Genomic DNA, 18,890 nt, shown 5'->3' on the forward strand with positions numbered 1-18,890 from the left:
TATTGAATCCCGTCACACCGGCGGTGGTTTGAGTAGTTGCCCGGTAACAAAGCCTCATGCGAACCTTTAAACCCCGTTAACTCACTCAAACCAAACCACTATGTTCAGGCAAATATTGATGAGTGCTGCCCTGCTGTCGACAGCCCTGCTTTCCGGTTGTGCTTCCGTACCCATGGCCGATGCCACCGCAGATGCGCAGGCCAAGCAGTTTGTGGCGCCCAAAGATGCGGCCAACCTCTATATCTATCGCAACGAGACCTTCGGCACGGCTGTCAAAATGCCAGTGCTGGTGGATGGCGTGGCGGTCGGTGATACCGTAGCCCACAGCTATATCCTCAAGCAGGTGACGCCGGGCAGCCACACCATCACCTCCAAGTCGGAGAACGATGCCACTCTGACCCTCAGCACCGAGGCGGGCAAAAACTACTACGTATGGCAGGAGGTCAAGATGGGCCTGCTGATGGCCCGCTCCAAGCTGAGTCAGGTCAGCGAAGAGGAGGGCAAGCAAGGGGTGATGGAGAGCAAGCTGGTTAAGTGACCAGATGTCTTCACCTAACAAATACGGCGTAGCCTTAACAGCTACGCCGCAGCCAAAAGGTGGGAACCCATATTCCCACTCTTCTGAACAGCTATTTAGATGCTGTATTTTCATAAAATTCACAGCGGGTTATTAAATGTTTAAAGAATATAAGTTCAATATGAATGAAGATATTGGAGCTATTACTGATATTAATTTTCTTTGTCATAATATATATTTAAGGCATAAGGCGAAAATTGATAATATAAAAAGTAAAGAGCAGAGGTTGGTGATTAATCAATACTTTACAGTATTGAATGAACTAAGTTCCCAAGCATGTGATAGTTTGAAATCAAATCGGCTATCTGTTGTTGAGGTTCTAACAAGAGTGTGTAATGACCCAGCCGTTCCTGCACAACTAAGCGGCTTCGGCATAGGCCTGCGCCGGTGTTTTCATCTTTAGCGCCTGGTGAGGACGCTTCTGGTTGTAAAACTGGATCCAGTCGCCAATCACCCGACTGGCATGCTGCAAGGTCTCGAACCTCTGCCGATGGGCACACTGCTCCTTGAGCGTTCTGATCACCCGCTCGACCATGCCGTTTTGTTCCGGCGTGTACGGCGTGATGAACTCCTGCTGCAACCCATAGCTCTTCACCAGTGCTGTGTAGTTGCGGCTGGTAAACACCAACCCATTGTCGCTACGTAACAAAAACGGCGATGCAACTCGTCCCAAGCTGCCGAAGCGAGCAATTAAGGCTTGCTCCAGCGCTGCCTCGGCCGTTTTCGATTTACCACTGCGCGAGAGATGCCATCCCAGTAGTTCACGGGTATGGCAATCAATCACCAGCGCCAAGGAACACCAGCCATCGCGACCAGCCCAGATCCGGCATAGGTCCGTCGCCCAGCGTTGGTTGGGCGCTGAGGCCACCGAAGGCAGGGCCTGGATCCGGGGGCGAAACCCAACCGGACGCTTGCGAACTTGCCAGCCCTTGAGCTGGAAGATGCGCTGTACCGTGTTCTTGTTGAACCCCAACAGGGCTGCAACCGTCCGGTAACCGAACGATGGGTTCTCCTCAATCATGTTTTTGATCGGGGTGACCAGATGCTCCTGAAGCTTGGGCGCGGCCTTGACGCTGCGGTAGTACCAACTACGACGCGGCAGGCCAAACCAGCGGCAGAGCTTGCTGACGGAGACATCAATACCTTCTGCGCGTAATCCCTGCTGAACATCGGCGACTATCTGTCGTCCTCGCCCAGCAGGGAGGCCAGCTTTTTTCTGGCGCGTAACTCCAGCATGGCCTCGCCATAAGCTTCCTGGAGTTCCTTGAGCTGCTTCTCGTACTGCTCGCGAATATCCAGTGGCTTGGCCCGTAAGGCGTTTTCCATGCCCCGTTTGGCGTCATCTACCCATTCTTCAATCTCGGAGGGCGGCAAATCAAAGGCTCGAGCCGCTTCGGCGACGGTGGTCTTGCCCTGAATGATTTCCATGACCAAGGCGGACTTGCGCTTGGCCGTCCAACGTTTGATTTCTTCGTCCATCGTGATGCTCATGTCTGTGATCTCCACTCATTATGACCTGAGCAGGATTTCAGTGGGTCATTACAAGTGATTATAGAGCAGTCCGCAAACCAGAATTATATTGCTATTGATAATGGCAAAAATGCTCAGTCCTTGCTCAGGGACTCCAAAAAGATGCTTATAAAAAATGGCGAGAATTGGCTTTCGTATCTCCAATCAAAAGGTTTTGAAAACCCTGCTGCACAAGAAAGAATTAGGCTAGGGAAACAGTTGGTTGAACATTTCAATGACAAATGGCCTGATGCTCCGCCTTATCCTGGAGTTAAGCGTCTTTTTCAAGCTATTGAATGGGAAAATCCTTACCACTCTTACTACGTACCATTGTGTGACTCTGTGCACTCTTTTTCCGATGATATGGTCAATCTTATAGCCTTATCTGATAGGGAAAGCTCTACCAGAAATAGCGCTATTAATTTCATGATGCAAGAGAACAAACGACTTGCCATTTATAATCTTGCATCTGCTACATATTTAAGATGTCTGTCTTTGGGAAATTCATTTATAGCATCTGGATTCGATGAGATTATACAGGAAATAATGCCAGCGATGGATGGCTTAGCACAGATAATAAATCGCAACGATGAATACGATCACTCTAGAATACCATCTAGTTAAGTCATTCCATCAGGTTGCACCTTTATCTATATGGTGGTGAAATTGAAAGCTAATAAAAATTTAGCTCCGCTTTTAACGGAGAAAACTAAGGATGCTCTTGTTGATATAACGGAATTGGGTTTAGACGAATCTCTATCATTTTTGAGTGATAATGAGGCATTGTTAAAAGAAATCCCAATAATAAAATGGATTATTGCATCAAAGGATTTAAAACAATCTATTGGTAACATGCTATTTATAAGGAAGTACGCTGCATTTATTGGACAGGTATATGAAGATGAAGTGGATGGTATAGCATCGATAGATGTTTTAAAATTTTCTCATGAGATAACAGATAATATCATTGAAAACACAATCGTCTATATCGAACGTTATCATGACGAATTAAAAGCCAAGCTGTTGGGAAAGCTTTTTATAGAGACGTTCGTGCATAATCATTTTACAACACACGAATATAACTCTTTAATGTTTAGCATTGAAAATATTCATCCGGTAGAGGGATTCCCTAGGCTGAAAGATTTTTATAATTACTGGTCAGAAATGGAATCTACAACTAATGAGGCAGAAAAACAAAATATTTGGCAGCGTGGAGCGGACATAGATTATCAACCTCTAATTATGTCTGGACTGTTGATTCTGCCTTCAGGTGCTTCGACGTTTGGTAATTTTGGTGGGGCTTATCTCAACGATAAAGGCGTAAGGTTTTATGAATATGTTGTAAAGGATATTATCACTTCCGAATCGAGGTAATTTAATAGAGCGCTACTCTCTGGAGTAGTCATTGGTCTGAGTAACGCTGCATATTTGATAAGATGTCCGCGATGACTGATATGACCAACCCGGCCTAAGCCGGGTTGGTTGCATCAAGAGCGGGAAAAATCAAAGCGCTTCCAATCTGGCATACGCTGTTACCAACCACTTGGCGCCGACGTCGTCGAACTGGATCTGCACCCGGCTCTGCTGGCCGACCCCTTCGAAGTTCAGCACTATGCCTTCGCCAAATTTCGGATGGAGCACCCGCTGGCCGAGCTTGATGCCGCTGGCGTCGAAACTCTGCTGCACCTCGTTCTGGCTGAAACGGCCGTACTGGGTGGGCCTGCTGACCTGAGTGCGCAGCCGGATCTCTTCCAGACACTCGGCGGGCATCTCGCGGATAAAGCGGCTCGGCTTGTGGAACATCTCGCGGCCGTAGATGCGGCGGCTCTCGGCATAACAGATGTAGAGCTTCTCCATGGCGCGGGTCATGCCGACATAACAGAGGCGCCGCTCCTCCTCCAGCCGGCCCGACTCCTCGGTGGATTGCTGGCTGGGGAACATCCCTTCTTCGACGCCGACCAGCAGCACCAGCGGGAATTCCAGCCCCTTGGCGCTGTGCAAGGTCATCAGCTGCACCGCGTCGGCATATTCGTCCGCCTGATTCTCGCCGGATTCCAGCGCCGCGTGGGCGAGGAAGGCGGAGAGATCGCTCATGTCTTCCAGCTCGTCCGGGCGCTGGTACTGGCGGCAGGCGGTGACCAGTTCGTCCAGGTTCTCTACCCGCGCCTGGGATTTCTCGCCTTTTTCCGCCAGATACATGGCCTTGAGGCCGGAGTGCTGGATGGCGATGTCCGCCTGCTGGTGCAGCGGCAGCAGGGAGACCTGCTCCTCCAGCGCATCGATCAGATCCACGAAGCCACGCACCGCGTTGCCGGCGCGGCCGGTCAGCACCTTGTCGTTCAGTAGCGTCTTGGCGGACTGCCACAGGTTCTGGCCCTGATCGCGAGCGTTATTGCGCAGGATTTCGAGGGTGCGATCGCCGATGCCGCGGGTCGGAGTGTTGACTACCCGCTCGAAGCTGGCGTCGTCGCCACGGTTGTTGATAAGCCGCAGGTAGGCCATGGCATCCTTGATCTCCTGCCGCTCGAAGAAGCGCAAGCCGCCGTAGATGCGGTAGGGCATGGCGTCCTGCATCAGCGCCTCTTCCAGCACCCGGGACTGGGCGTTGGAGCGATAGAGGATGGCGCAGTCGGCCAAGAGGCCGCCCTTTTCCTTCCAGTCCTTGAGGCGGCCAACCACGAAGCGGGCTTCGTCCACCTCGTTGAAGGCGGCGTACAGCGAAATCGGCTCGCCCTCGGCCCCTTCGGTCCACAGCTCCTTGCCAAGGCGCTCGGCGTTGTTGGCGATGACGCAGTTGGCGGCTTTCAGGATGTTGGCGGTGGAGCGGTAGTTCTGCTCGAGGCGAATTGTCTCGGCGCCCTGGTAGTCGGTCAGAAAGCGCTGGATGTTCTCGATCTTGGCGCCGCGCCAGCCGTAGATGGACTGGTCATCGTCGCCGACGATCATCACCTTGCCGCTGTCGCCGGCCAGCATCCGCAGCCAGGCGTACTGGATGCCGTTGGTATCCTGGAACTCGTCCACCAGGATGTTCTGGAAGCGGTCGCGGTAGTGCTCGAGGATGTGCGGCTTGTTGAGCCACAGCTCGTGGGCGCGCAGCAGGAGTTCTGCGAAGTCCACCAGCCCGGAGCGATCGCAGGTCTCTTGATAGGTCTTGTAGATCTGCTGATAGGTGCGGGTGACGGGGTCGCCGTAAAGGTCGATGTCGCCGGGGCGCAGCCCCTCGTCTTTCTTGCCGTTGATGTAGCCCATCACGGCGCGGGGGGCCCAGTGCTTCTCGTCGAGGTTGAGCGCCTTGAGCACCCGGCGAATGAGGCGGTACTGGTCGTCGGAGTCGAGGATCTGGAAATCCTGCGGCAGCCCCGCATCCAGATGGTGGGCCCGCAGCAAGCGGTGGGCGATGCCGTGGAAGGTGCCGATCCACATGCCGCGCACGCCGTCACCGATCACTTTTTCGACCCGGCCGCGCATCTCGGCCGCCGCCTTGTTGGTAAAGGTCACCGCGATGATGGAGAAGGGTGAACAGCGTTCCACCTGCATCAGCCAGGCGATACGGTGCACCAGCACCCGGGTCTTGCCCGAACCGGCACCGGCCAGCACCAGCAGGTTGCAACGGGGGGCCGCCACCGCGTCTCTTTGCTTGTCATTGAGCCCGTCGAGCAGGGTTGAAACGTCCATCACCACTCCTGTTTATTTATACAGGCGGGGATTATACGACCTGCGGCGCCACAGACCAAATCGGCTTGTCGGTGATCGCTGCAAGCCGGTTTCGTGCCACCGAGGATGAGGCGTTCCAACCGAGAAAAATCCATCAGCCGGCACCATTGGAAGCCACTTTTTGTACAATTTTAAGAAAACGCTTGCTTATAACCTTATGAATACAAACAGAAATGTCATTTGGAGCCAATTATTCACAGAATTTAAATCTGAAAACAGGCATCAAAACAACCACTTATAAAGCGATGTGCTTATATTTCAAACCGTTAACGCAAACGTTTTTCCTTTATGATCTCCTTGACCCACACCATGGCTCACTTACAGTTAGCCAGCGTGCTTTATGGCCTGCCCCGGCAGGTTGTGGACCCTCACATAACAATCAAGGATACGATCGTGACTAAAGTGCTCAAGCTGGCCACCGTTGCCGCCCTCACTCTCGCTGCCCTGTCTGCCCAGGCAGCCTCCCAGCCCGCAGTCATCTACGACACCGCAGGCAAATTCGACAAGTCGTTCAACGAAGCCGTGTTCCGCAATGGCGTCGAAGTCTACAACAAAGACAAAGGCGTCAAGGTCAAGGAGTTCGAACCCCAGAACGAAGCCCAGCGTGAGCAGGGTCTGCGTCGTCTGGCCAGCCGTGGCAACGGCCCGATCGTTGCCGTCGGCTTCAACATGGGTTCCGCGGTAGAGAAAGTAGCGACCGAGTTCCCGAAAACCCAGTTCACCATCATCGACATGGTGGTCGACAAGCCGAACGTCCAGTCCGTCATCTTCAAGGAGCATGAAGGTTCCTTCCTGGTGGGCGCCCTGGCTGCCATCGCCTCCAAGACCGGCAAGGTCGGCTTCGTGGGCGGCATGGACATCCCGCTGATCCGCAAGTTCGAGTGCGGCTACGAGCAGGGTGCCAAGTACGTCAATCCGAAGATCGAAGTGTTCCAAAACATGACCGGCTCCACCCCGGCGGCGTTTGCTGACCCGGCCAAGGGTGCCGAACTGGCCAAGTCCCAGTTCGCCAAGGGCGCCGACGTAGTCTATGCCGCCGCCGGCGGTACCGGCATCGGTGTTTACCAGGCCGCCAAGGACGAAGGCAAGCTGGCCATCGGCGTGGATTCCAACCAGAACCACCTGCAACCGGGCACCATGCTGACCTCCATGGTCAAGTCGGTTGGCCTGGCCGCCTACCAGACCTGGGATGACGCCGCCAAGGGCACCTGGAAACCGGGCATCAAGAACCTGGGCCTGGCCGAGGGTGGTGTGGATTGGGCACTCGACAAAGACAACGAGAAGCTGATCACCCCCGAGATGAAAGCCAAGGTGGACGCCATCAAGGCTGAAATCATCTCCGGCAAGGTCAAGGTGCACGACTACATGAGCGACAGCACCTGCAAATACTGAGTAACCGCTACTACTCTCAACCCAACGACCGGCCCGCACGGGCCGGTTTTTAGTCTCTTTTCATGACCCGCAAGGACTGCATCATGGACCAGACAGATCGCTATGCCATCGAATTAAGGGGTATCGATAAGCGGTTTGGCGAAGTGTACGCCAACAAGCAGATCGACCTTAAGGTTCGTAAAGGCAGCATTCACGGTATCGTCGGCGAAAATGGCGCCGGCAAGTCGACCCTGATGAGCATCATCTACGGTTTCTACCACGCCGACAAAGGCGAGATGTTCATCGACGGCAACCCGTTCAAACCCCATGGCTCACAAGATGCGATTGCCGCAGGCGTGGGCATGGTGCACCAGCACTTCATGCTGGTGAACAACTTCACGGTTTTGGAAAACGTCATCCTCGGCGCGGAAAACGGCTGGCACCTGGGCAAGAGCCTGGCGGCGGCCGAAAAGCTGCTGGGCGAACTGGCACGGGACTATGGTCTCGAAGTGCCGCTGCACGAGAAGGTCGAGGATCTGCCGGTGGGCCTGCAACAGCGGGTCGAGATCCTCAAGGCGCTCTATCGCGGCGCCCGCATCCTGATCCTGGACGAGCCGACCGGGGTTCTGACCCCGCAAGAGGCGGATCATCTGTTCGAGGTGCTCAAGAAGCTGCGCGATCAGGGCGCCACCATCATCCTCATCACCCACAAGCTGCGCGAGATCCTGGCCATCACGGATCAGGTCTCCATCATGCGCCGGGGTGAAATGGTGGCCCACGTCGCCACCAAGGATACCGACAAGGAGCAGTTGGCCGAACTGATGGTGGGCCGCAAGGTGCGCCTCAAGGTCGACAAGGGGCCGACCCAGCCGGGCGACGCCAAGCTCAAGGTCGATGGCCTCAGCTATGTGGACGACGCCAGGGTGGAGCGGGTCAAATCCGTCAGCTTCGAGGTGCGGGCCGGTGAAGTGGTCGGCATCGCCGGCGTCTCCGGCAACGGCCAGTCCGAGCTGCTCAGCCTGCTCGGCGGCATCCTCAAACCCAGCAAGGGCAGCTTCACCATCACCGGCGGCGGTCAGGCCCACGAAGTGAGCGTGAGCCACCCGGCCGACCCGGAGCGGGTGCGCAACTTCGGTCTCGGCCACGTGCCGGAAGACAGACACAAGATGGGGCTGATCAACCGCTTCGAGGCGAAAGAGGCCTTTATCCTTGGCTATCACCGCCGCCCCCAGTACAACAAGGGCTGGCTGCAGAACAAGGAGGCGATCCTGCAGGATTGCCAGGCCAAGATGGACAAGTGGGACGTGCGCCCGCCCCATCCCGAGCACAAGACCGCCAACTTCTCCGGCGGCAACCAGCAGAAGCTGGTGATCGCCCGGGAAGTGGAGCAGGACCCGGATGTGCTGCTGATCGGCCAGCCGACCCGCGGGGTCGACATCGGCGCCATCGAGTACATCCACCAGCAGATCATCGCCATGCGCGACAAGGGCAAAGCCGTGTTGCTGGTCTCGGTGGAGCTGGACGAGATCATGAGCCTCTCTGATCGCATCCTGGTCATCGCCGACGGTCGCATCGTCGGTGAGCTGGATGCCGCCAAGGCGGATGAACGCACCATCGGTCTGATGATGGCAAACATAGTTCCTGACGAGGTGGCGGCAAGCCAATCACAAGGAGCCACATCATGAAGGTCACAGCCACTTGTAACGGATTCGGCCTGCTGATGGTCAACCCCCCCGTCTCCGACCAGATTGCCAAGGAGGCTCGCCCATGAGCCAAGCACGTATTCCTGCCTGGATTTCCGTGGGCGTACTGCCCGCGGTCAACATCCTGCTGGCCTTCCTGGTGTCGGCCATCCTGTTCTACTACCTCGACATCAACCCGGTCGATGCCGCCGAGATCATGTGGTACGGCGCCTTCGGCACCGGTGAAGGGGTCGGTTTCACCCTCTACTACGCGACCGGCTTCATCTTTACCGGTCTGTCGGTGGCGGTGGCCTTCCACGCCGGTCTGTTCAACATCGGTGGCGAGGGGCAGGCCTATATCGGCGGCCTCGGCGTCGGTCTGGTCTGTCTGCTGCTGGGTGATTCCCTGCCGTTCGCCCTGCTGCTACCGCTGGCCATCATCGCCGGCGGCCTGTTCGGTGCGGCCTGGGCCTTCATCCCGGCCTGGCTGCAAGCCAAGCGCGGCAGCCACATCGTCATCACCACCATCATGTTCAACTTCATCGCCGCCTCCCTGATGGCCTACCTGCTGGTCGAGGTGTTCAAGCCGGCGGGCTCCATGGCCACCGAGAGCAAGGTGTTTGCCGAGGCGAGCTGGCTGCCGAAGATGAGCGAACTGGCGGGAGCATTCGGCATGGAAATGTCGAACAGCCCGCTCAACATCAGCTTCTTCTGGGCACTGCTCTGCGCGGCCCTGGTGTGGGTCTTCATCTGGCATACCCGCTGGGGCTACGAGATCCGCTCGGTCGGCGCCAGCCAGAGTGCGTCCGCCTATGCCGGTATCTCCTATCCCAAGGTGGTGATCCTGGCCATGGTGATCTCCGGCATGCTGTCGGGCTTCTTCGCCCTCAACGTGCTGCAGGGTGAACTGCACCAGATCAAGCTCAACTTCGTGGAAGGCTTCGGCTTCACCGGCATTGCGGTGGCGCTGATGGGGCGCAACCACCCGGTCGGCGTCATCATCGCCAGCCTGCTGTTCGGCTTCCTCTATCAGGGCGGCGCCGAGCTCAGCTTCGAGTTCGGGGTGGACCGCAACATAGTGGTGGTGTTGCAGGGTCTGGTGATCCTCTTCTGTGGCGCCCTTGAGCACATGATGCGTCCGCGCATCGAGCAGCTCTATCTGGCGTTTGCCAACCGCTCTGCGCAAGTCAAGGGGGCCTGATCATGTTCGAAATTCTGATCCTGATGCTGGATGCCACCATCCGTACCGCGCCACCACTCATTCTGGCGGCCATGGATGACAGGAATGTTCTGCGAGCAGAAGGGAGCATAAGCCATGTTTGAAATATTGATCCTGATGCTGGATGCTACCATCCGCACCGCGCCACCGCTGATCCTGGCGGCCATGGCCGGCATGTTCTGCGAGCGCTCCGGGGTGGTCAACATCGCCCTGGAGGGCAAACTGCTGGCGGCGGCGTTCGCCAGCGCGGCGGCGGCAGCCGTCTCCGGCTCTGCCTGGATTGGGCTGGGTGCCGGGGTGGGTGTCTCCATCCTGTTCGCCCTGATGCACGGCTTTGCCACCATCACCCACCGTGGTGATCAGGTGGTGAGCGGCATGGCCATCAACATCCTGGCGGCCGGCCTGACCGTCACCCTGGGTCGTTACTGGTTTGATCAAGGCGGTCAGACCCCGGCACTGTCCGGCGCGGCCCGCTTCGCCCCCATCGACCTGCCCTATGCCAAGGAGCTGTATGACGTGCCTGTCGTTGGCCAGCTCTACAGCGAGCTGCTGAGCGGCCACTCCCTGCTGGAGTACGTGGCGTTCGCCGCCGTGCCGCTGGCCTGGTGGGTGCTGTTCCGTACCCGCTTCGGCCTGCGCCTGCGGGCGGTGGGCGAGGCACCGGCAGCGGTCGATACCGCCGGTATCTCTGTGGTGCGCATGCGCTACACCGCGCTCATCATCGGCGGCCTGCTGGCCGGCATCGGCGGCACCTACCTGGCGGTGGCCCAGACTGCCCAGTTCATCCCCAACATGAGCGCGGGCAAGGGCTTCATGGCGCTGGCGGCGCTGGTGTTCGGCAAGTGGCGTCCCTGGAACGCCATGGCGGCCTGCCTGCTGTTCGGCTTCCTCGATGCGGTCGCCATCCGGCTGCAAGGGGTCAGCATCGGCGGTTTCCCGATCCCGGTGCAGGCCATCGAGGCGCTGCCCTACATCCTGACCGTGTTCCTGCTGGCCGGCTTCATCGGCAAGGCGGTGGCACCCAAGGCGCTCGGTACCCCCTACGTCAAAGAGCGGGAATAGTCCGCCCTTCATGCCATGCAAAAGGCCCGCACATGCGGGCCTTTTTTATGGTTCATCGCGGCTTTCCGGGGAAGGCCGCCTTGATTTTCAGAAAAAAGTATTCTGAGTCCCTAAATCCATATGCCATACGCTTTATCACTTTGATCTTGTTGTTCACCCCTTCCAGCACACTCGTGTGCATCGGGTAGTTTGCACTCGCCAGGATCCCCCGCATATATTTCGATAAATTTCGACCAAATCGTTGCAGCGGCGCTAGCCCGCTTTCCTTCACCTGCCGCATCCAGCTCCGCCATCGTCGCCATCCTTCCCACACGCTCGGCGCATACCAGATGCCCTTCAACGCCTCTTTCAGCACGTACACCATCGCCAGCGGTTGATTCGCCGCCAACAGCTCCTGCAACTTCACATCCTGTTTTTCACTCAGCTTCGCCCGATTACGTAGCAGCAACCAACGCGCACTTTTGACCACTTTTCGCGCCGGTTTATCGCTTTTCAGTGCATTCGCCTGCTCCACTCGCACCCGGTCCACCACCTCTCGGCCATAGCGAGCCACCACGTGGAACAGGTCGTAGACCACCTCCGCCTGCGGGCAGTGTTGCTTCACCTCCAGGTCGAACGCCGTGTTCATGTCCATCGCCACCGCCTCAATCTGCTGGCATCGCTCGCCGAGCTGCTCGAAGAAGGGACGGATAGCGGCCCGGCTGTTGCCGTGCCCCACCCACAGGACGCGGGTTCGCTCGGCATCCATGATCACGGTGGCATAGCGGTGTCCCTTGTGCAGGGCAAACTCATCCATCACCAGCCGCCGCACCTCCCCAAGTTCGATGGTGCCCACACTGGTCTGCAAACGGCGCTTGTCGATCTCCTTGATGGTGTGCCAACCGACCCCGGTGAGCTGGCTGACATGGCGGATGGGGAGGTACTGAACGAGCGCTTCAATCCAGCACTGCATGCGCCGGGTGAGGCGGGAGCCAGAGGGGAGCCAGTCGATATGTTCACTGACGCGACCACAGCGCAGACAGTCGACGCGGCGAACAGGCAGTTGTAACCAGACTTGTCGGTCAAATAGGTCTCGCTCACGCACCCGGCGGATACGTTGGTCGTGGATCAATGGCGTGGGTTGCAGGCATCGGCGACAACGGGGCAACAGGTCGGCGCGAGGCTCAAGGGTAAACAGGGTGTGATGGTTGGCAGAAAGCGCTTGGGCGATGACGGTATAACCTGGCCAGAAGGAGGCAATATCAATATGATGCACGGCGACAGCAGGGTGATGGTGGTGGTGTGTTTGGAGACAGCCAGTTTACCAGCACCCTGTCTGTCAACTTCCACTTCCCCAAGATCCCGCGAAGAACCTTTTTTATTCAGCTGAACTCAGCCAACGGGGCGCACCAGCGCGGGCTGATGGGGATCGCTCAGCCGCTCCGTCAGATAGTCCACCAGCAGCCGCACCTTGGGGGAGAGGTGGCGGTTGTGGGGATAGAGGGCCCAGATCCCCTCCGCCGGCGCCCGCAGCTCGGGCAGCAGCTCGATAAGCTCGCCTTGGGCCAGGTGGTCGCTCACGTAGTAGTCCGGCAGCTGGATGATGCCGATCCCCTTGAGCGCCGCATCCAGCAGGGCGTGGCCGCTGTTGCAGTGCAGCAGGCCGTGCACCCGCACGCTGTGGGAGCGGCCATCCAGGGTGAAGTGCCACTCGTCGCTGTTGCCCACCAGGCAGGTGTGGCGGGTGAGCTCGGAGAGGCTGTTGGGCATGCCGTGGCGGGCGGTGTAGGCGGGCGAGGCGCACACATAGGGCACCCGCTGCGCCAGCTTGCGCGCCACCAGGCTGGAGTCCTTGAGGTGGCCGAGTCGCAGTGCCAGATCGTAACCCTCGTGCACCAGATCCAGCAGCTGGTTGGTGAGGTTGAGGGTCACCTCCAGCTGGGGAAAGCGCACCATGAAGTCGTTCACCAGCGGGGCGATGCGGCTCTCGCCGTAGGAGACCGGGGCCGTGATGCGCAGGGTGCCCTGCGGCACCGCCTGATGACGCCCCACCGCCAGCTCCGCCTCGTAGAGGTTGTCCAGCAGCTGGCGACAGTGGCGATAATAGATCTCGCCGAGCTCGGTGAGCCGCACCTGACGGGTGGTGCGCAGCAGCAGCTTGGCCTGCAGCCGATCCTCCAGCTGTGCCACCTGCCGGCTGACTTGCGCCACCGACACCCCCAGCTTGCGCGCCGCCGGGGTAAATCCCCCCTGCTCCGCCACGCTGACAAATTCACAGATCCCTTCCCAGCCGAACATTATTACCTGTCTGTAAAAGTGATTTCAGATTTTGCCTTATTATCACCAAATAAGCGGGAAACTACACTGGATGTCCGAACCCATTCTCCTCACCCTGCTCAACAATAAGGACATCCGTCATGGCACAGGTTCAAAGCATCAAGTGTAAGGCCGCCATCGCCTGGGGCCCGGGCCAGCCCCTCTCCATCGAAGAAGTCGAGGTCATGCCGCCCCAAGCCGGCGAAGTGCGGGTGCGCATCGTCGCGACCGGCGTCTGCCACACCGATGCCTTCACCCTCTCCGGTGAAGATCCGGAAGGGGTCTTCCCCTGCATCCTGGGTCACGAGGGGGGCGGCATCGTCGAATCCGTCGGCGAGGGCGTCACCAGCGTCAAGGTTGGCGATCACGTGATCCCGCTCTACACCCCCGAGTGCGGCGAGTGCAAGTTCTGCAAATCCGGCAAGACCAACCTGTGCCAGAAGATCCGCGCCACCCAGGGCAAGGGGCTGATGCCGGACGGCACCACCCGCTTCTCCAAGGATGGCCAGCCCATCTATCACTACATGGGCACCTCCACCTTCAGCGAGTACACGGTACTGCCCGAGATCTCCATCGCCAAGGTGGACCCGGCCGCCCCGCTGGAAGAGGTCTGTCTGCTCGGCTGCGGCGTCACCACCGGCATCGGCGCCGTGATGAACACCGCCAAGGTGAAAGAGGGTGAGAGCGTCGCCATCTTCGGGCTGGGCGGCATCGGCCTCTCCGCAGTGATCGGCGCTCGTCTGGCCAAGGCCGGCCGCATCATCGCCATCGACATCAACGAGAGCAAGTTCGAACTGGCCCGCAAGCTGGGCGCCACCGACTGCATCAACCCGAACGACTACGACAAGCCCATCCAGGAGGTGATCGTCGAGCTCACCGACGGCGGCGTCGACTTCTCGTTCGAGTGCATCGGCAACGTCAAGGTGATGCGCGCGGCGCTGGAGTGCTGCCACAAAGGCTGGGGCGAGTCGGTCATCATCGGCGTGGCCGGCGCCGGCCAGGAGATCAGCACCCGTCCGTTCCAGCTGGTCACCGGCCGGGTCTGGCGCGGCAGCGCCTTCGGCGGCGTGCGCGGTCGTAGCGAGCTGCCGAGCTACGTGCAGCGCTACATGCAGGGCGAGTTCAAGCTGGACGACTTCATCACCCACACCATGGGACTTGAGCAGATCAACGAGGCGTTCGATCTGATGCACGAAGGCAAGAGCATTCGCAGCGTCATCCACTACTGAGCATGATCACCCCGCCCGCCACCGTGGGCGGGGTGCAGGAGTTCCCCCGATGAATCTGGACATAATCAGCAGCAACAAGAGCTTCGGCGGCTGGCACAAGCGCTACAGCCACGCCTCCGAGGTGCTGGGTTGCGAGATGCGCTTCGCCATCTATCTGCCGCCCCAGGCCCTCACCGGCCAGAAGGTACCCGTGCTCTACTGGCTCTCCGGCCTCACCTGCACCGATGAAAACTTCATGCAGAAGGCGGGCGCCCAGCGCATCGCCGCCGAGCTCGGTATCGCCCTGGTAGCGCCGGACACCAGCCCGCGCGGTGAAGACGTCGCGGACGACCCCGGTTACGATCTCGGCATGGGCGCCGGCTTCTACGTCAACGCCACCCAGCATCCCTGGCGCGATCACTACCAGATGTACGACTACGTCACCCGCGAGCTGCCCGAGCTCATCGAGACCCACTTCCCGGTCTCGACGAAACGCGCCATCAGCGGCCACTCCATGGGCGGCCACGGGGCGCTCATCGCCGCCCTGCGCGAACCCGGTCGCTACCGCTCGGTGTCGGCCTTCAGCCCCATCAGCCACCCGAGCCGCTGCCCCTGGGGTCAGAAGGCGCTCGGCGCCTACCTCGGCAACAACCCCTTGCTGTGGCAGGAGTGGGACGCCTGCCAGCTGCTGCGCCACCACCCGGTGACGCCGCTGCCGACCCTGGTGGACGTGGGGCTGGACGATCCCTTCCTGGCCGAACAGCTGCACATCGACGCTCTGGCCGATGCGGCCGCCGGCAAGGAGTGGCCGCTGGAGCTCAACCGCCACCCTGGGTACGACCACAGCTACTACTTCGTGGCGAGCTTCATCGAGGCGCACCTGCGCTTTCACGCCCGCCACCTCTGATCGAAACAGGCCCGTGACGGGCCTGTTTTTTTCTGGTCGGTGGACAAAACCAGTCAGCTGCCCTGCCGGCTCACCTCGCCGGAGCCGGCGATCTCGCTCTGCAGCACGGGATCGCCCCAGTAGCTGACCGAGCCCGAGCCGGCGATGCCCACCTTGAGCCGATCCTGGGCCCTGACCTCCACGTCGCCGCTGCCGGCGATATTGACCTCCACCTCACGTCCCTTCAGCTCGGCCCCCAGCACATCCCCCGAGCCAGCGATGTTGAGCTCGACGGCCCTGGCCGTGCTGTTCCCCAGATCCAGGCTGCCTGCGCCCGCGATGTTGCCCTCCAGCCGATCCAGCTCGAGCCCGTCGGCGATGATGTCACCGACCCCGGCCACCGACAGCACCAGCGCCTCCCCCTTGAAGCCGCGCAGCTCGCCGTTGGCGACCCCTGCCAGCGCCAGCTCATGGAGCGCGGGCAGGGTGATGGTGATCTCCAGCGGCTCGGTCGGGTCGAGCCGGTAACCGTCCTTCACCTCGATCTCCAGCTTGTCGCCCCGCTCGCTCAGCACCAGGTAGGGCAGCAGGTTCTCCTGCCCACGGATGCGCAATCCGCGCGGCTCGCCGGCCACCAGATGGACGCTGGCAGGCACCCCGGCCAGCACCCGGGTCACCTGCCGGCCCACCCCGTGCTGCTGCTCGATCACGGCCCCCGCCCCGCTCACCCGGGTATCATCCAGCCAGCTGCACCCGCTGAGTCCGACCGCCAGCACCACGCCCATCATCCATTTCATCGCCACTCTCCTCATTGTGTATTGGCCAGTCGTGGCCCCTTGGTCAGCATCCAGTGCAAAGCCTGCGCCAGTTAATCAACTGCATGATTTAAAATAAAATATCTATTTTTACGCCACATGAGCACAACAAGTGGAGAGTCATTCAGACCATAATCTGGCGAATCTGACCATCCCCGAACGGGCAGGTGGACGACCGATTGGCGAGCCGTTCGCGGGGTCGCTATGCTGACAAGCCGTGGAAGTTTTTGGTTGCCGAGCCGGTCTGTTGAGCCAATAGTGGTACCTTGTGCGTACAAAGCTCTCCATTGCGGTAATGCCATTACCACTGTCTTGTCAGTCTTCACTGCCAACAAGGAGTCAGAGCGTGACCCAAGCCACTCTTCTCTATTCCACCGCCACCGGCCTGCCGGAACCGACCCGTACCCCGCTGCTGACCGGCAGCGATCCCGAACACAAGCGCCGCGAGCTGCTCGCCTACTTCTGCCAGACCTTCGATCTCTACGACTCACTGTTCGACTGCCTGGCCGACGAACGCGCCTGGTTTGACAAGGCGATCCCCCTGCGCCACCCGCTCATCTTCTACTACGGCCACACCGCCGCCTTCTTCATCAACAAGCTGCTGGCGGCCCGCCTCATCGAGGGTCGGCTCGACGCCCGCATCGAGGCCATGGTCGCCATCGGGGTGGACGAGATGAGCTGGGACGATCTGGACGAGACCCACTACGACTGGCCCGCCGTCAGCGAGCTGCGCGACTATCGCGGCCAGGTGCGCGCCCTGGTGTGTGATTTCATCGAACGGATGCCGCTCACCCTGCCCATCGACTGGCAGAGCCCGGCCTGGGTCATATTGATGGGGATAGAGCACGAACGCATCCACCTCGAGACCTCCAGCGTGCTGATCCGCCAGCTGCCGCTGGCCTGGGTGAGCAGCCAGCCCCAGTGGCCGGTGTGCCCCGAGGCGCGCCATCGCCGTGACGAGGTGCCCGCCAACACCCTGCTGCCGGTGGCCGGCGGCCGGGTGCGGCTCGGCAAACAGGACGCCACCTACGGCTGGGACAACGAATACGGCGAGCGCCACATCGAACTGGCCCCCTTCCAGGCCAGCCGCATGCTGGTGAGCAACGCAGAATTTTTCGACTTCGTGCAGGCGGGTGGCTACGAGAACCGCGCCTGGTGGGATGACGAAGGCTGGGGCTGGCGCCAGTATGCCAGGGCCCGCATGCCCACCTTCTGGGTCGGCGATCCCCTCGAACCCGAGCAACTGCAACTGCGGCTGATGACCGAGCAGGTCCCTATGCCCTGGGACTGGCCGGTGGAGGTGAACCAGCTGGAGGCCGCCGCCTTCTGTCGCTGGCAGGCAGCCCAGACCGGCCTGCCCGTCCAGCTGCCGAGCGAGGCGGAGTGGATGCTGCTGCGCGAACAGCTGACCGGCGATCAGCCGGACTGGATCGAGGCGCCCGGCAACATCAATCTGGCCCGCTTCGCGTCGTCCTGTCCGGTGGATGCCTGCCCGCAGGGCAGCTTCTTCGATCTGGTGGGCAACGTCTGGCAATGGACCAGCACCGCCATCGACGGCTTCGAGGGGTTCAAGGTGCATCCCCTCTACGACGACTTCTCCACACCCACCTTCGACGGCAAACACACTCTGATCAAGGGGGGCAGCTGGATCAGCACCGGCAACGAGGCGCTCAAGTCCTCCCGCTACGCCTTCCGCCGTCACTTCTTCCAGCATGCGGGTTTCCGCTATCTGGTCTCCCGCTATCAGGAGCCGGTCGTCGTCAACCCCTACGAGACCGACACGCTCGTCGCTCAGTATCTCGACTTCCAGTACGGGCCGACCCACTTCGGGGTCGCCAACTATGCCCAGACCCTGGCCGGCCTTGCCAGCGAGCTGTGCGGTCGCCATGAGCGGGCGCTCGACATCGGCTGCGCCACCGGCCGTGCCAGCTTCGAACTGGCGCGCCACTTCGCCCACGTGGACGGGGTCGACTACTCGGCCCGCTTCATCGACGTGGCGCTGGCGCTCGCCAGCCAGGACAGCTTCCGCTACGCGGTGCCGGTGGAAGGGGAGCTGGTGGAGTATTGCGAGGCGCGGCTCTCCCGCCATGATCTCGGCCGCCAACAGAGCGAGCGGATCCATTTCAGCCAGGGGGATGCCTGCAACCTCAAGCCCAAGTACGGCGACTACGACCTGGTGCTCGCCTCCAACCTGATCGATCGGCTGCGGGAACCCGCCCGCTTCCTGCGGGACATTGCTCCGCGCCTTCGCAGCGGCGGCCTGCTGGTGCTCACCAGCCCCTACACCTGGCTGACCGACTACACCCCCAAGGCCAACTGGCTCGGCGGTGTGCGCGAGAACGGCGAGGCCCTCGGCACCTATCAGGCGCTACAGCGGCTGCTGGCGGCGGAGTTCGAGGAGCAGATGCCCCCGAGGGATGTCCCCTTCGTCATCCGCGAGACCGCCCGCAAGTACCAGCACACGGTGGCCCAGCTCACCGTCTGGCGCAAACGCTGACGAGGCGGCAAACGAAAGAGGGAGGCCCATGGCCTCCCTCTTTTTTATCCGGACC

Annotated in this window: 16 protein-coding genes; 10 read left to right on the forward strand and 6 right to left on the reverse strand. The window is 60.0% G+C overall.

Going from position 1 to position 18,890, the window contains the following annotated elements; translation table 11 throughout:
- The first annotated feature begins 100 nt into the window (after positions 1-100).
- Positions 101-538, forward strand: a complete 438-nt coding sequence (locus ACPW75_RS19505; protein WP_077095863.1) for a DUF2846 domain-containing protein — start codon at positions 101-103, stop codon at positions 536-538.
- Between the two features lie 397 nt (positions 539-935).
- Here ACPW75_RS19505 and ACPW75_RS19510 read toward each other — a convergent pair whose 3' ends face one another.
- On the reverse strand, positions 936-1,757 hold the full coding sequence (locus ACPW75_RS19510; RefSeq protein WP_039026397.1) for an IS3 family transposase: 822 nt from the start codon (positions 1,755-1,757) through the stop codon (positions 936-938).
- Positions 1,754-2,068, reverse strand: coding sequence for a transposase (locus ACPW75_RS19515; protein ID WP_039026396.1), 315 nt, complete (start codon positions 2,066-2,068; stop codon positions 1,754-1,756). The genes ACPW75_RS19510 and ACPW75_RS19515 overlap by 4 nt, the downstream gene beginning before the upstream one ends.
- A gap of 54 nt (positions 2,069-2,122) precedes the next feature.
- Here ACPW75_RS19515 and ACPW75_RS19520 point away from each other — a divergent pair, with 54 nt between their 5' ends.
- Together ACPW75_RS19520 and ACPW75_RS19525 are read left to right on the forward strand one after the other, a co-directional pair.
- Positions 2,123-2,710 (forward strand): hypothetical protein, encoded by a 588-nt coding sequence (locus ACPW75_RS19520; RefSeq protein WP_425904341.1) that lies wholly within the window; start codon positions 2,123-2,125, stop codon positions 2,708-2,710.
- A 42-nt stretch (positions 2,711-2,752) separates the two neighbouring features.
- Positions 2,753-3,460 (forward strand): hypothetical protein, encoded by a 708-nt coding sequence (locus tag ACPW75_RS19525; protein ID WP_197984391.1) that lies wholly within the window; start codon positions 2,753-2,755, stop codon positions 3,458-3,460.
- Positions 3,461-3,589: 129 nt separating this feature from the next.
- On the opposite strand, the gene uvrD is transcribed toward ACPW75_RS19525, so the two are convergent.
- Positions 3,590-5,761 (reverse strand): DNA helicase II, encoded by a 2,172-nt coding sequence (uvrD, locus tag ACPW75_RS19530; protein ID WP_077095866.1) that lies wholly within the window; start codon positions 5,759-5,761, stop codon positions 3,590-3,592.
- 432 nt (positions 5,762-6,193) lie between these two features.
- Here uvrD and ACPW75_RS19535 point away from each other — a divergent pair, with 432 nt between their 5' ends.
- The 4 genes from ACPW75_RS19535 to ACPW75_RS19550 all read left to right on the forward strand — a co-directional run bounded on the left by ACPW75_RS19535 (position 6,194) and on the right by ACPW75_RS19550 (position 11,134).
- Complete coding sequence (locus ACPW75_RS19535) at positions 6,194-7,192, forward strand: BMP family lipoprotein (RefSeq protein ID WP_024944638.1); 999 nt, start codon at positions 6,194-6,196, stop codon at positions 7,190-7,192.
- Positions 7,193-7,275: 83 nt separating this feature from the next.
- A complete protein-coding gene (locus tag ACPW75_RS19540; RefSeq protein WP_029302435.1) occupies positions 7,276-8,856 on the forward strand; it encodes an ABC transporter ATP-binding protein in 1,581 nt (526 codons plus the stop codon).
- Between the two features lie 82 nt (positions 8,857-8,938).
- Positions 8,939-10,054, forward strand: a complete 1,116-nt coding sequence (locus ACPW75_RS19545) for an ABC transporter permease (RefSeq protein ID WP_005307647.1) — start codon at positions 8,939-8,941, stop codon at positions 10,052-10,054.
- Between the two features lie 114 nt (positions 10,055-10,168).
- A complete protein-coding gene (locus ACPW75_RS19550) occupies positions 10,169-11,134 on the forward strand; it encodes an ABC transporter permease (RefSeq protein WP_024943032.1) in 966 nt (321 codons plus the stop codon).
- Between the two features lie 52 nt (positions 11,135-11,186).
- Here the strand turns inward: ACPW75_RS19550 and ACPW75_RS19555 are convergent, their stop codons facing one another.
- Together ACPW75_RS19555 and ACPW75_RS19560 are read right to left on the reverse strand one after the other, a co-directional pair.
- Entirely contained in the window at positions 11,187-12,389 is a 1,203-nt protein-coding gene (locus tag ACPW75_RS19555) for an ISL3-like element ISAeme19 family transposase (protein ID WP_084865641.1), read from the reverse strand.
- Between the two features lie 116 nt (positions 12,390-12,505).
- Positions 12,506-13,411 (reverse strand): LysR substrate-binding domain-containing protein, encoded by a 906-nt coding sequence (locus ACPW75_RS19560; protein WP_077095867.1) that lies wholly within the window; start codon positions 13,409-13,411, stop codon positions 12,506-12,508.
- A gap of 119 nt (positions 13,412-13,530) precedes the next feature.
- On the opposite strand from ACPW75_RS19560, the gene ACPW75_RS19565 reads away from it, so the two are divergent.
- Both ACPW75_RS19565 and fghA read left to right on the forward strand, forming a co-directional pair.
- A complete protein-coding gene (locus ACPW75_RS19565; protein WP_005307638.1) occupies positions 13,531-14,658 on the forward strand; it encodes an S-(hydroxymethyl)glutathione dehydrogenase/class III alcohol dehydrogenase in 1,128 nt (375 codons plus the stop codon).
- Between the two features lie 49 nt (positions 14,659-14,707).
- Complete coding sequence (fghA, locus tag ACPW75_RS19570) at positions 14,708-15,544, forward strand: S-formylglutathione hydrolase (protein WP_029302433.1); 837 nt, start codon at positions 14,708-14,710, stop codon at positions 15,542-15,544.
- A 53-nt stretch (positions 15,545-15,597) separates the two neighbouring features.
- Here the strand turns inward: fghA and ACPW75_RS19575 are convergent, their stop codons facing one another.
- Positions 15,598-16,320: a head GIN domain-containing protein gene (locus ACPW75_RS19575; protein ID WP_041217237.1), complete on the reverse strand. Its 723-nt coding sequence runs from the start codon at positions 16,318-16,320 to the stop codon at positions 15,598-15,600.
- 364 nt (positions 16,321-16,684) lie between these two features.
- Between ACPW75_RS19575 and ovoA the strand changes: the two genes are divergently transcribed.
- Positions 16,685-18,835 carry a 5-histidylcysteine sulfoxide synthase gene (gene ovoA, locus ACPW75_RS19580; protein WP_077095868.1) on the forward strand — a complete coding sequence of 717 codons (2,151 nt, stop codon included), beginning with the start codon at positions 16,685-16,687 and terminating at the stop codon, positions 18,833-18,835.
- The last annotated feature ends 55 nt before the right edge of the window (positions 18,836-18,890 follow it).

Source organism: Aeromonas sp. FL131 (assembly GCF_049860615.1).
GTDB lineage: Bacteria > Pseudomonadota > Gammaproteobacteria > Enterobacterales > Aeromonadaceae > Aeromonas > Aeromonas hydrophila.

Bases quoted from the DNA above. Each gene is read 5' to 3' on its own strand.
- ACPW75_RS19505 (WP_077095863.1), top strand. From the start codon at position 101: ATGTTCAGGCAAATATTGATGAGTGCTGCCCTGCTGTCGACAGCCCTG.
- ACPW75_RS19515 (WP_039026396.1), bottom strand. From the start codon at position 2,068: ATGAGCATCACGATGGACGAAGAAATCAAACGTTGGACGGCCAAGCGC.
- uvrD (WP_077095866.1), bottom strand. From the start codon at position 5,761: ATGGACGTTTCAACCCTGCTCGACGGGCTCAATGACAAGCAAAGAGAC.
- ACPW75_RS19540 (WP_029302435.1), top strand. From the start codon at position 7,276: ATGGACCAGACAGATCGCTATGCCATCGAATTAAGGGGTATCGATAAG.
- ACPW75_RS19545 (WP_005307647.1), top strand. From the start codon at position 8,939: ATGAGCCAAGCACGTATTCCTGCCTGGATTTCCGTGGGCGTACTGCCC.
- ACPW75_RS19550 (WP_024943032.1), top strand. From the start codon at position 10,169: ATGTTTGAAATATTGATCCTGATGCTGGATGCTACCATCCGCACCGCG.
- ACPW75_RS19560 (WP_077095867.1), bottom strand. From the start codon at position 13,411: ATGTTCGGCTGGGAAGGGATCTGTGAATTTGTCAGCGTGGCGGAGCAG.
- ACPW75_RS19565 (WP_005307638.1), top strand. From the start codon at position 13,531: ATGGCACAGGTTCAAAGCATCAAGTGTAAGGCCGCCATCGCCTGGGGC.
- fghA (WP_029302433.1), top strand. From the start codon at position 14,708: ATGAATCTGGACATAATCAGCAGCAACAAGAGCTTCGGCGGCTGGCAC.
- ACPW75_RS19575 (WP_041217237.1), bottom strand. From the start codon at position 16,320: ATGAAATGGATGATGGGCGTGGTGCTGGCGGTCGGACTCAGCGGGTGC.